The 11,772-nt window shown below is 74.2% G+C and carries 9 protein-coding genes and 1 pseudogene; 5 read left to right on the top strand and 5 right to left on the bottom strand.

What is annotated here, in order from left to right:
- Positions 1 to 55: 55 nt before the first annotated feature.
- Positions 56 to 253: a MerR family transcriptional regulator gene (locus ABZ920_RS04190; RefSeq protein WP_361498586.1), complete on the bottom strand. Its 198-nt coding sequence runs from the start codon at positions 251 to 253 to the stop codon at positions 56 to 58.
- Positions 254 to 1,042: 789 nt separating this feature from the next.
- Here ABZ920_RS04190 and ABZ920_RS04185 point away from each other — a divergent pair.
- The 4 genes and pseudogenes from ABZ920_RS04185 to ABZ920_RS04170 all read left to right on the top strand — a co-directional run.
- A pseudogene (locus ABZ920_RS04185) lies at positions 1,043 to 1,246 on the top strand (3D-(3,5/4)-trihydroxycyclohexane-1,2-dione acylhydrolase (decyclizing)); the annotation flags it as partial.
- A 14-nt stretch (positions 1,247 to 1,260) separates the two neighbouring features.
- Complete coding sequence (gene mmsA / locus ABZ920_RS04180; RefSeq protein ID WP_361498584.1) at positions 1,261 to 2,763, top strand: CoA-acylating methylmalonate-semialdehyde dehydrogenase; 1,503 nt, start codon at positions 1,261 to 1,263, stop codon at positions 2,761 to 2,763.
- A 375-nt stretch (positions 2,764 to 3,138) separates the two neighbouring features.
- Complete coding sequence (locus ABZ920_RS04175; RefSeq protein ID WP_361498582.1) at positions 3,139 to 4,536, top strand: APC family permease; 1,398 nt, start codon at positions 3,139 to 3,141, stop codon at positions 4,534 to 4,536.
- Between the two features lie 568 nt (positions 4,537 to 5,104).
- Positions 5,105 to 5,671: a chaplin family protein gene (locus ABZ920_RS04170; RefSeq protein ID WP_361498580.1), complete on the top strand. Its 567-nt coding sequence runs from the start codon at positions 5,105 to 5,107 to the stop codon at positions 5,669 to 5,671.
- A 136-nt stretch (positions 5,672 to 5,807) separates the two neighbouring features.
- On the opposite strand, the gene ABZ920_RS04165 is transcribed toward ABZ920_RS04170, so the two are convergent.
- Positions 5,808 to 7,073, bottom strand: a complete 1,266-nt coding sequence (locus ABZ920_RS04165) for an NAD(P)-binding domain-containing protein (protein ID WP_361498890.1) — start codon at positions 7,071 to 7,073, stop codon at positions 5,808 to 5,810.
- Complete coding sequence (locus ABZ920_RS04160) at positions 7,073 to 8,326, bottom strand: ATP-grasp domain-containing protein (protein ID WP_361498578.1); 1,254 nt, start codon at positions 8,324 to 8,326, stop codon at positions 7,073 to 7,075. The genes ABZ920_RS04165 and ABZ920_RS04160 overlap by 1 nt, the downstream gene beginning before the upstream one ends.
- 168 nt (positions 8,327 to 8,494) lie before the next feature.
- On the opposite strand from ABZ920_RS04160, the gene ABZ920_RS04155 reads away from it, so the two are divergent.
- On the top strand, positions 8,495 to 9,796 hold the full coding sequence (locus ABZ920_RS04155) for a glycosyl hydrolase (protein ID WP_361498576.1): 1,302 nt from the start codon (positions 8,495 to 8,497) through the stop codon (positions 9,794 to 9,796).
- A gap of 146 nt (positions 9,797 to 9,942) precedes the next feature.
- On the opposite strand, the gene ABZ920_RS04150 is transcribed toward ABZ920_RS04155, so the two are convergent.
- Entirely contained in the window at positions 9,943 to 10,617 is a 675-nt protein-coding gene (locus ABZ920_RS04150; RefSeq protein ID WP_361498574.1) for a lipopolysaccharide biosynthesis protein, read from the bottom strand.
- Positions 10,614 to 11,771 carry a glycosyltransferase gene (locus ABZ920_RS04145; RefSeq protein WP_361498572.1) on the bottom strand — a complete coding sequence of 386 codons (1,158 nt, stop codon included), beginning with the start codon at positions 11,769 to 11,771 and terminating at the stop codon, positions 10,614 to 10,616. The genes ABZ920_RS04150 and ABZ920_RS04145 overlap by 4 nt, the downstream gene beginning before the upstream one ends.
- Between the last annotated feature and the right edge of the window lies 1 nt (position 11,772).

Below are 11,772 nucleotides of genomic sequence, written 5' to 3'. Positions count from 1 at the left end.
GTGCCCCCCGCGCCCGGGTGGGGCAGGCCGCGGCCGGAGGTCCTTGCGGGCCGGGTCAGGCGCCGCGGCCCCGGTTGCCCGGCCGGGAGGCCGCCCAGGAGCGGACTGTGTCGGCGTACCAGTAGGGCTTGCCGCTCTCGACGTGGTCGGGCGGGGGCAGCAGTCCGTGCTTGCGGTAGGAGCGCACGGTGTCCGGCTGCACACGGATGTGCGCCGCGATCTCCTTGTACGACCAGAGCCTTCGGTCGGTCATCAGTTGCACCCTCCCGCGCGCGCCGCGGCGGCGGCCGGGAAGGCCGTCGGGGGCGCCGGGCGCAGCGCTGGCGATCACCAGCCTGTGTCCCGTGAACGACGGACCCCGGGGAGGGGCAAGCCCCTGTCGTGCGGATGTGACGCAGGACCCGTGTACCCGGGACACGTGTGACACGGCGCGGGTGTTTGTGACAGACCCGAGGCAGAAGCGGTACCCGTCCGCGGGCCCGGACGCTCGCCGTGACGGCGAGGGGCGCCGGCGGCATCGGCGACGGGGGTTGCCGGCAGCCGGTCGGGTGGGCCGGTGAGTACGGCGGAGGGGGCCGGTTCGCCGGACGGACGGCGGAGGTGGCGCGAGGACCGCCGGACGGTGGAGGGGCCCGGGCGCGGGCGGTCGGCGTCCGTGCGCCGTCGCCGTACCGCGCCGGGCGGCGGGCAAACACGTTCCGGCGCCTGCGGCGGCGCGTGGAACACCTCTTCGCCACCCGGCGGTTGTACGGTGCGGACACCGGACGCCGAGCGGACGAGGAGTCCCGCACCCCGGGCGGTGCGGACGTGGTCGGCCGGGTCACGGCCCCGTCCCCGTCCACCCGCCCGCGACGCCCGGCACCGATCGCCTCCGGCGCGGGAGGCCCCTTCGCCCTGGCAGGAGCGAAGTGCGAGCGTCGACTCCCCGCCCGCCGCGGCCCGCGCCGGAGGTTCCCGGGCGACCGTGAGCGGAAGGGGCGCCGACGAGCCGGACCACGACCAGGATCACGACCAGGACCAGGACCAAAACCAGGACCAGGGCCGGGAGACGCTCGCCGGGGTGCCGGCGGCGGACACTCCCACAAGTGTCTACGGGGAGAGCGAAACCGCAGACACAGTGTCGGGCGCGCCCGCGGCACGGGCCTGGTGGGATGTATCCGGGGCCGAGACCGCGACCCGACCGCCGCCGGTCACGGCACGCGAGCCGGACGAACGGCACATCTCGGGCCGACGCCGCCATCTGTGAAGGAGTAACCGGGCATGACGAAGATCGTCAACCACTGGATCGGCGGGAAGACCGTCGAAGGCGCCTCGGGCACGTACGGGCCGGTCACGGACCCGGCGACCGGGGCGGTCACCACGAAGGTCGCCTTCGCGACGGTCGACGAGGTGGACGCCGCCGTCGCCGCCGCCAAGGACGCCTTCGTCACCTGGGGCCAGTCCTCGCTGGCCCAGCGCACCACGATCCTGTTCCGGTTCCGCGCCCTGCTCGACGCCCACCGCGACGAGATCGCCGAGCTGATCACCGCCGAGCACGGCAAGGTGCACTCCGACGCGCTCGGCGAGGTGGCCCGCGGCCTGGAGATCGTCGACCTCGCCTGCGGCATCAGCGTCCAGCTGAAGGGCGAGCTGTCCACCCAGGTGGCCAGCCGCGTCGACGTGGCCGGGATCCGGCAGCCGCTGGGCGTGGTCGCCGGCATCACGCCGTTCAACTTCCCGGCGATGGTCCCGATGTGGATGTTCCCCATCGCCATCGCCTGCGGCAACACCTTCGTGCTGAAGCCGAGCGAGAAGGACCCGTCGGCCTCGATCAGGATCGCCGAGCTGCTGGCCGAGGCCGGCCTGCCCGACGGCGTGTTCAACGTCGTGCACGGCGACAAGGTGGCCGTGGACCGCCTCCTGGAGCACCCGGACGTCAAGGCCGTGTCCTTCGTCGGCTCGACCCCCATCGCCCGGTACATCCACACCACCGCCTCCGCCCACGGCAAGCGCGTGCAGGCCCTGGGCGGCGCCAAGAACCACATGCTGGTCCTGCCGGACGCCGACCTGGACGCGGCCGCCGACGCCGCCGTCTCGGCCGCGTACGGCTCCGCCGGCGAGCGCTGCATGGCCATCTCCGCCGTCGTGGCGGTCGGCGCGATCGGCGACACGCTGGTGGAGAAGATCCGCGAGCGCGCCGAGAAGATCAAGATCGGCCCCGGCAACGACCCCGCCTCGGAGATGGGCCCGCTCATCACCGCGGCGCACCGCGACAAGGTCGCCTCCTACGTGGCGAACGCGGCCGCGGAGGGCGCCGAGGTCGTCCTCGACGGCACCGGCCACACGGTCGAGGGCTTCGAGAACGGGCACTGGATCGGCATCTCGCTGCTGGACAAGGTGCCGACCGGCGCGAAGGCGTACCAGGACGAGATCTTCGGCCCGGTGCTGTGCGTGCTGCGGGTGGACACCTACGAGGAGGGGCTGGCCCTCGTCAACGCCTCGCCGTTCGGCAACGGCACCGCGATCTTCACCCGCGACGGCGGCGCGGCCCGCCGCTTCCAGCTGGAGGTCGAGGCCGGCATGGTCGGCGTCAACGTGCCGATCCCGGTCCCCGTGGGCTACCACTCCTTCGGCGGCTGGAAGGACTCCCTCTTCGGCGACCACCACATCTACGGCAACGACGGCACGCACTTCTACACCCGCGGCAAGGTGATCACCACCCGCTGGCCCGACCCGGCGGACGCGCCCGCGGGCGTCGACCTCGGGTTCCCGCGCAACCACTGAGCGTCACGCGGTGCCACCGTCAGGCCGTCCGGATAACGGACGGCCTGACATTTTTTCGCGGCCGGTACTGCGAATGTCGTGGGCGGATGACAAAAGGGGTGACGCAGGCATCACGATTGTTCGACCTGCGAAAGTAAGGTCACGGTTCGCCAGAGCTTGGTGAATGCTTCATAGACTCGTCGCTGCCTGCGAAAACGATGTGAGCGACGCAGCTCCGCAGGTGCGGATTTCGAAGGCAGACGGGCATTGACGTGATGGTTTTCGTCGGGGTTCCATGCAGCGCCGGGAGCGGACGAGAGCACATACGACCGAAGCCGCCGGAGGCGATAGCGCTCCCTACCCCCATCTGCCGTACGCATCGATCGGAACCGCCGCATGACCGACACGCTCCGCCCTGTCGAACAAGCCGTCCCGGGGACGGCCGACAGCCCCCAGAAGCTGAAGCGCTCCATCGGGGTGGTCGGCGGCACACTCCTCACGCTCTCGTGCGTGACGCCCGCCTCCACGCTCTTCGTGGTGGTCCCCGACCTGTTCGGCTCGCTCGGCACGGCGACGGCCCTGACCATCGCCATCGGCTCCGTCCTCTGCATCGCCGTGGCGTTCTGCTACTCGGAGCTGGGCACCCTCATCCCCAGCGCGGGCGGCGAGTACGCCATGGTCTCGACGATGGCCGGACGGCTGGCGGGCTGGCTGGTCTTCGTGCTGTCCCTGCTGGTCGTCGTGATCGTCCCACCGGTGATCGCGATGGGCACGGCGGACTACCTGGCGCCGATCGTGCACCTCGACCCCGCCATGACGGGCGCGGGCGTGATGCTGCTGGCCACCCTCGCCGGTCTGCTGGACCTGCGCGCCAACGCCTGGATCACCGGCATCTTCCTGGTGCTCGAGGTGATCGCCGCCGCGGTCGTCGCGTTCCTGGGCTTCGCCCACGGCCACCGCGGCCCGGGCAGCCTGCTGTCCCTCCAGGTGGCCGGCGCGGACGGCCGCACGGACTCCGTCACGGCCATGCTGGTCGTCTCCGGCCTCGCCGTCGCCCTGTTCATCACCCAGGGCTTCTCCACCGCCGTCTACCTCTCTGAGGAACTGGAGCACCCGCGCCGCAACGTCGCCCGCACGGTGCTGGCCACCCTCGCCATCTCCTCCGTGATCATCCTGGTGCCAGTCGTCGCGATCACCCTGGGCGCCTCCGACGTCGGGGAACTGACCGGCGGTGACCTCAGCGGCATGGTGACCGCCTGGTCCAGCTCCGCCGTCGGCACCTTCGTCAGCCTCTGCGTCGCCCTGGCGATCGTCAACGCGGGCATCGTCATGGTCATCCAGAACTCCCGCGTCCTGTTCGCCTCGGCCCGCGACAAGGCCTGGCCGGAGCCGGTGAACAAGGCCTTCTCCCGGCTCGGCCGCTTCGGCTCCCCGTGGATCTCCACGCTCGCGGTGGGCGTGCCCGGCGCCGCGCTGTGCTTCGTCAACCTGGACACGCTGTACGGCGTCACGGGCGTCTCGGTGACCGGCATGTACCTGCTCGTCGCCGTCGCCGCGCTGCTGGCCCGCCGCGGTTCCCACCGGCACACGCCCGCCTGGCGCATGCCGCTGTGGCCCGCGGTGCCGCTCGCGCTGATCGTCTTCCTGGCGTACATCCTCGTCCAGCAGGAAGTGGGCTACCTGCTGTGGACCGGCGGCATCACGGCCGTCGCCACCCTCTACTGGGTCCTCTACCTGCGTCCGCGCCGCGACACCCGCTGGCTGGTGACGCTCCCGGAGGACGCCCGGGTCTGAACCCTCCGCCCGCCTCGGACGCGCACCACCCGGCCGTTCCGCCGCCCCTGCCCCCTCCCGCACCGCGGGAGGGGGCAGGGACGGCGTCGTTCCCGGCCGGCACCCGCCCGCCACAGCGGACGCCCCAGGTACTCCGCGGAATGCGGTATCGCCGGGCCCCTTCGTGTGCGGCGCGGTCCAACCGGGTGAATGTGCGCTACCAAATCGCGTGCGTCCGGTTGATGAAGCAGTAGGGCATGCGGCGCCACGAGAAAGGAACACGCAGTGCTCGAGAAGGCGATGTCGCCCGTCCGCCTTGCACCGTCACGTGTTCGCCCCTCACCCGGGCGGGAATTCCCGCTGCGCCCCGCGAAGCGGCCCTGCTCGTCCGAGTTCCGTCGCGCATTCCGGTGAGCGAGTGCGGGACACGGGCGATGTCCCCACGCGGAACCGGCGCTCGGCTGCGAGTGCGAGAACGACCGACCGCCTGACGCGCCGGCCCCTTCCGGCTGTGTCACGGCCGGCCTCGACCGTCGAGCTCCGTGCCGAGGCCGGCTCCCCCCACTCTTCGAACAGGAAGACGACTACATTGCGACAGACCCTGAGCAGGGGAGTGTTCACGGCGGCCGCCGCCACGAGCATCCTGTCTCTGTACACCGGCTCCGCCCTCGCCGACACGCACGCGGCCGGAGTCGCCGAGAAGTCCGGCGGTCTGCTGTCGGGGAACACCGTGCAGCTGCCGGTCGAGGTGCCGGTGAACCTGTGCGGCAACACCGTCAGCGTGGTCGGCGCACTGAACGACGCGCTCGGCAACGACTGCAGGAACGGCGCGGAGAAGCCCTCGGACGACCACTCCGACGACGCCTCCGACGACGAGCAGGAGGAGACGCAGGCGCCGCCCACCGACGACTGCGAGACGCCTCCGCCCTCCGGCACCCCCGCCCCGACTCCCCCCGCCGACGTCGACACGCCGCGCCCCACCCCGCCCGCCGTGCCGAGCACTCCGACGCCGCCCGCGGCCGAGCAGCCCGGCGAGCCGCCGCAGCTGGCCGAGACCGGCACCAAGTCCCTGCTGGGGGCCTCGGCCGCCGGCGCGGCCCTGATCGCCGGCGGGGCGACGATGTACCGCCGGGGCCGGGCCGCCGCCCGCCGGTAGCCGCCCCGGGTGCCGGACGGCAGCCGTCCGGCACCACGGCGAGCCGCCGCAGTCCGCCCACGTCAGTGCGACACGGGCGGGCTGCGGCGGCCGCGTGCCCGCCCGCGGACCGCGGGCGGCGCCACGGAGCCCCGCGTCAGGGGCGCACCGGCGACGGCGACTCGTGCCGGCTGCCGCTCGCCGGTACCGGCACCATCCAGCCCGCCGGAGCCGTTCTCAGCCGGCGGCGCACCCCCCGGACGAGCGTCCCCGCCGTGAAGGTCGCGCCGTGGACGAAGCGCATGGCCGGGCCGAAGCCGGAGGCGGTCACCAGGCCCGCGAAGAACAGGCCGGGGTGGGAGGACTCGAACTCGCGCCCCACCTCCGGAGACCCGTCGGGCAGAGCCGCCAGCGTCCCGCGCAGGTCGGCCGAGAGCATCCCGAGCCGGTCGCAGCGCGCCCGGAACCCCGTCGCGGCGACGACGTGCTCGGTCTCCAGGGTGCGCGGCGCACCGTCGCGGCTGACGATGTCCAGCCGCACGCCGCCCGGTACCGCGCCCGCGGCGGCGATCTCGTGACCCGGCAGCAGCTCCACCGCGCTCTCCACCCGGTCCCGCACCCACCAGGCGCCCGCCGGGCCCAGCGCGGTGGCGGCGATGCGCGCCCGCGTCGGCTCCGGCAGGCGCCGGAAGAGACTGGGCCGCTCGGAGTAGAACCAGTTCCGCCAGCCGGGGCCCAGACCGCTGTGCGGGGAGCGGACCGACTGCCACCACGGGCGCTCCCAGGGCGGCGGCACGTCGTTCCACACCAGCCGGTCCGCCCGCGCCAGCACCCGGACGCGCGTGCCCTGCTCGGCGAGCAGCGCCGCGGTCTCCAGCGCCGCCTGGCCACCGCCGACCACCGTGACGTCCTTGCCGCGGAACTGGCCGAGGTCGCTGTGGTGGCTGCTGTGCGTCACCAGCGCGGGGTGCAGCCCGCGCAGTGCCGCCGGGACCTCGACGAACGGCATCACGCCGACCGCCATCGCCACCGTCCGCGCATGCAGGGTCTCCCCGTCCTCGGTGACCGCCGCGAATCCGCCGGGGGCCGACCCCACCTCGGTCACGGTGCGCTCGTCCACCTCCGGCACGGCGTGGCGCGCGAACCACAGGCCGTACGCGGCGAACGCCTCCACCGAGATCGGGTGCGCGTGACGGGCCGGCAGCCCGTGCTGCGCGCAGTACGCGTCCAGGCGCCAGCGCCCCTGCGGGTCGGAGAGGTTCGACGCCCACGGCTCCGACTTCAGCAGCATCCCGCGGGGCATGTGGTCGCGCCACGACGCCATGGGCCGGCCGAACACGCGCAGGTTCAGCCCGGCGGCCGCGGCGTGGGACGCGATCGACAGGCCGTACGGGCCCGCGCCCACCACCAGAAGGTCGTACATCATCTACTGCTCGCTTTCTCGTTGTCGGTCAGGGAGGGGGAGGGCACCCGGGACGCGGGACGCGGCCCGGGAACCGTCGCCGCGCTCAGCCGCTCCCGCAGCCGGCGGGACACGTGCCGGCACCACAGGGCCCACATCGCCCGCCCCGGAGCGCGGTCGTCCGGGGCGTGCCAGGCCAGTTCGCGGCCGCCCGGCGCCGTCCGCAGCGCGGCCAGGGGCGCGTAGTTCTCCACGACGAAGGCCCGTCCGGCCAGCGGCGCCCCGCCGGGGAACGGACGGTCCGTCAGGTCCAGGTGGAGGGCGCGTACGACGTCCAGGCCCGCGCTGTCGGCGAAGAGCCGGAACTGGGCGCCGGGGCGCGGGTTGAAGTCGAGCAGGTGGTACCGGCCCGTCGTGCCGCAGCGGCGGAAGTCGAGGTCGAACACGCCGCGATAGCCCAGTTCGCCGGTGAGCCGCTCGGCCAGCGTCTGCACCTGCGGGTTGGGTGTCCAGCAGCCGACCGCGGTCAGCCCCGCCCCCCGCGGCCAGGACAGCTGCTTGCGGCCCGGACCGCCCGCGCGCACGGCGCCCGAACGGTCGGCGTAACCGTGGAAGAACCAGTCCCGGTCAGGTCCCGGCGCCAGGTACGCCTGCAGCAGCAGCCGGCTGCCCGCCTCCTCGGAGCGCAGGTACAGCTCCCGGGCCTGCTGCACGGAGCGCACCAGCACCGTGCTGCGCAGGCCGCTGCCGGCGGGCAGCAGCCAGGGGCGGCTCCACTTCGCCACCAGCGGCAGCCCGAGCCGGCGGGCGCCGGCGGCGGCCTCCGCGGGGCTGCCGGGGACCAGCGTCACCGGGTGGGGGACGTCCGCGGACCCGCACACGGCGGCCAGTTGCTCCTTGTCGGCGACACGTTCCGCCAGCGTGGCCGGCATCGCCGGCAGCAGGTAGGAGGGCGCGAGGTCGTCCCCCATCCGGCCCGCGGCGATCGCGGTCGCGTCGTCCATCGGGATGAGGACGGCGGGGCGCCCGATCCGGGCGGCCACGCGGCGCAGCACGGCGAGGATGTCGTCCGGGGACGCGCCCGGCAGCGGCGGGGCATGCATCTGCCGTACGTAACGCGACCTGCTGACGGGACTTTCCGCGGAATCGGCGACGACGTGCACTTCCACTCCCGCTCTGCCGAGCGAACGCACGGCCCCGAGCGTTCCGTGGTGGAAGGGATTCCGGTCGATCCGCACCAGTACGGCGGGAACACCGGTGTCGAGCAGCGACACGAATTCACTCTTCTTTCGTTTCGGCTCCCCCGTGCGGGGGAGCGGGGCACGCAAAAGCCGCAGTGACGGTGGCGCCGCCGGCTTTCGTGTGCCTGACTTCATATGACTGTCCGTCAATTGTGCAAAATTCGGCAAAAGTCCGGACGAGAGCGAAAGGAAGGAGCAGGCATGGCCCTACGGCACAAGCGGGCCCGAGTGAGCCGGCTGGCTGTGGGCGCGGTGGTCGTCGCGGCCTCCGCCACCCTGGCGTCCGGGCCCGCGGCGGGGGTGGAGGTGCTGCGGGCCACCGGTCCTGACGCTCCCGTCCCGCCCCCGGCGGTGCCCGCGGCGACCGCCCCGGCCGCTCCCGCGGCACCCACGGACACGCCCGTGTTCCCCCCGCCGCCGCCCGCGCCCCTGCTGCCGAACGCGCCCCTGCTGCCGACCCTGCCCCCGGCGCTCGTCCCGCTGCCGCAGCAGACCACGGCCATCGGTGCCTTCCTCGGCTCCGACGCCGCCGGCGTGGGGCGCATCGCGGCGCTCAGCCGCTGGCTGGGCGGCGCCGAGATCCGCGTCGGCCACACCTACCTGCCCGGCAACCGCTGGAGCGACATCGAGGGCGACGTCAGCTTCCTCGACGCCTGGGCGCGCTGGCGCAACGAGAGGCCCGAACGGATGCTCGTCCTCAACGTGCCCCTGCAGGAGCGCAACGAGGCGGGCGTCTCCGACGACGAGGTCGGGCAGCTGCTGCGGCAGGGCGCGGCCGGGGCGTTCGACCACCACTTCCGCGCCCTCGCCGAGCGGCTGGTCCGGCTGAACGTGCCGGACACGGTCCTGGTGCTCGGCTGGGAGATGAACGGCGTGACGTACACCCACCGCTGCGGACCGGACCCCGAGGCCTGGAAGCAGTACTGGAACAGGATCGTCACCACCATGCGCTCGGTGCCGGGCCAGCGGTTCCGCTTCGACTTCGCGCCGAGCCGCGGCCTGGACGCCGTCGCGTGGACGCGCTGCTACCCGGGTGACGACACGGTGGACATCATCGGCATGGACTCCTACGACCAGCCGGCCCGGCTGTCGTTCGACCGGCAGGTGACGGAGCCCTACGGGCTGCAGGCTCATGTGGACTTCGCGGCGGCCCACGGCAAACCCATCTCCTATCCCGAATGGGGGCTCTTCCGGAACGGCGACAACGCCGAGTACATGCGCCGGATGCTGGCCTGGATGGACGAGCACCGGCCGCTCTACCAGACGCTCAGCGACTACTGCCCGCACGGTGTGTGGCGGTGCGGGGACAACCCGAAGGCGTCCCGCGTCTACCGGTCCGTGCTCTTCGGCCGCACCGGCGGGACGGTGCCGGGCCTGCCGCCCGCGCCCGCCACGCCCCAGCGCCCGGAGGGCTGCTCCCCGCTGGACCTGGGCGGCTGGGTGGAGTACTGGCTCGGCGGGACGCTCTGCATCCGCTTCGACTGGTGGTCGCGCGAGCGCTAGCGCGTCCGCCGGGCCGGCCGGTGGCGGCCGGCCCGCCTCCGGGTGAGCCGCCACCGCCGCGCACCGCCCGCACCCCCGTCCCCGGTCCGCGGCCGGCCCGCCGGGCCGGCGCCCACCGGCACCGGCGCCGGCCGCGCACACCGTCGTCACCGCTTGCCCTTCGCCACGGCCACGGCCGCGGCGGCGCCGGCGGTGGCCGGGCCGGGGACCGAGGCGGCGGGCGCGGGCCCCTCGTCCCGGCCGGTGCGCCGGGGCCGCACCAGCAGGGCCAGACCGCACAGCAGCCCGCCCGCGCTCGCGCCCACCAGCGAGGTCACCACCGGCGACGCGGACGTCGGCTCGGTCGGCCGGACCGCGCGCGAGAACTGCACGAGCTGGACGTGGGTGCTGTCCTTGGCGGCGTTGGCCTGCCGGGTCAGCGCGCGGGAGACGGCGTTGGCCATGTCGGAGGCGAGGGCCGGACGCGAGGAGGTAGCCGTCACGGCCACCATCGGAGCGTCCGGCGAGGTCGCCGCCCGCACGCTCTCCCGCAGCGTGCGCACCGGCACGCCCGCCCGGTCCTGGGCCTCCGCCAGCACCGCGAGCTGGGTGGCGACCCGGCCGTACGCCTGCGCGAAACCGAGGGCGGAGTTCGCGTCGGACTTCGGGGTCGGCACGGCGACGACGTAACTGGTGGCCGTGTACGTCTCGGGTGTCAGCAGGCCGTACGCGCCGCCGAGCAGGCCGCCGGCGAGGGTGCCGGCCGCGAGCAGCGACCAGGACGGCAGCGTCCTGACACGGGCCAGGGACAGACGGCGCTGACGGGTCGGGGTGTCGGTCATGACGGGCTTGCTCCCGAAGGTGAGAGGAGGGATGACGACGAGCTGGAGACCGCTGCCGCGTACACGCCCATGAGCCGGGTCGCGCTGCGGGTGATGCTGTAGCGGTGCGCGGCCTCCGGGGACGTGCGCGGCCGGGGTCCCGCCGCGCGGACCGCGGCGATCTCGCGGGCGTACTCCTCGGGACCGCCCCGCACGCGCCGGGCGCCCGCGGCGGCCGACTGCGGCAGGTCCTCGATGGCGGGGCAGGAGGCGTAGAGGACGGGCAGGCCGCAGGCCATCGCCTCCACGGCCGCCAGGCCGAAGGCCTCGTCCGTGGACGGCGACGCGAGCAGGTCCATCGCGGCGGTGAGCGAGGGCAGGTCGGGGCCGGGGGAGCCGTCCGGGACGTACGGGCGTTCGCCGGTGAACAGCACCCGCCCGGCGACCCCGGCCTCGTGGGCGGTGCGGCGCAGGACGTGCTCCTCGGGGCCGCCGCCCACCAGCAGCAGCCAGCAGTCGTCCGGGAGCCGGGTGAGCGCCTGGACCAGGACGTCGAACCGCTTGCCGGGGGCGAGCCGGCCGACACCGCCGACGACGTACGCGCCCTCCGGCAGGCCGAGGCGCCGCCGGGTGCGCTCGCGCCGCTCCGGGTCGAAGCGGAAGCGGTCCAGGTCGATGCCGTTCGGGACGACCTCGATGCGGGGCGCGGGCACGCCCCACCGCTTCAGCCGGTCGGCCACCGCCGGGGAGACGGCGACCGTCGCCGAGCCGAGGCGCTCGCTGGCGAGGTACAGCGCCCGCACCCCCGCCGTCAGCCGGCGTCCCTCCATCTGCGAGTCGCCCAGCGAGTGCTCGGTGGCGACGACCGCGCGGACGCCGGCGACCCGCGCGGCGAGCCGCCCGTAGACGCAGGCCCGGTACAAATGCGTGTGCACCAGGTCGTAGCCGCCGGAGCGGATCACCCGGACCAGGCGCGGCAGCGCGGCCAGGTCGCGGTTGCCGCTCATGCCGAGGTGCACCACCCGCACCCCGTCGGCGGCCAGGCCCTCGGCGACCGCGCCCGGGTTGGTGAGGGTCACGACGTCGCACTCGACGGGCAGGTGCCGCAGCAGCAGACGCAGCTGCTGCTCGGCGCCGCCGACGCCGAGACCGGTGATGATGTGCAGCGCCCTCATC

It is taken from the genome of Streptomyces sp. NPDC046831 (assembly GCF_040645305.1).
Taxonomy (GTDB): domain Bacteria; phylum Actinomycetota; class Actinomycetes; order Streptomycetales; family Streptomycetaceae; genus Streptomyces.
Note: the sequence above shows the minus strand (reverse complement) of the source record. Positions and strands in the feature narration are given on the sequence as shown.

What these genes read in the sequence shown, in the direction of transcription:
- ABZ920_RS04190 (WP_361498586.1), bottom strand. Translation starts at nt 253, where the DNA reads ATGACCGACCGAAGGCTCTGGTCGTACAAGGAGATCGCGGCGCACATC.
- mmsA (WP_361498584.1), top strand. Translation starts at nt 1,261, where the DNA reads ATGACGAAGATCGTCAACCACTGGATCGGCGGGAAGACCGTCGAAGGC.
- ABZ920_RS04175 (WP_361498582.1), top strand. Translation starts at nt 3,139, where the DNA reads ATGACCGACACGCTCCGCCCTGTCGAACAAGCCGTCCCGGGGACGGCC.
- ABZ920_RS04165 (WP_361498890.1), bottom strand. Translation starts at nt 7,073, where the DNA reads ATGTACGACCTTCTGGTGGTGGGCGCGGGCCCGTACGGCCTGTCGATC.
- ABZ920_RS04155 (WP_361498576.1), top strand. Translation starts at nt 8,495, where the DNA reads ATGGCCCTACGGCACAAGCGGGCCCGAGTGAGCCGGCTGGCTGTGGGC.
- ABZ920_RS04150 (WP_361498574.1), bottom strand. Translation starts at nt 10,617, where the DNA reads ATGACCGACACCCCGACCCGTCAGCGCCGTCTGTCCCTGGCCCGTGTC.
- ABZ920_RS04145 (WP_361498572.1), bottom strand. Translation starts at nt 11,771, where the DNA reads ATGAGGGCGCTGCACATCATCACCGGTCTCGGCGTCGGCGGCGCCGAG.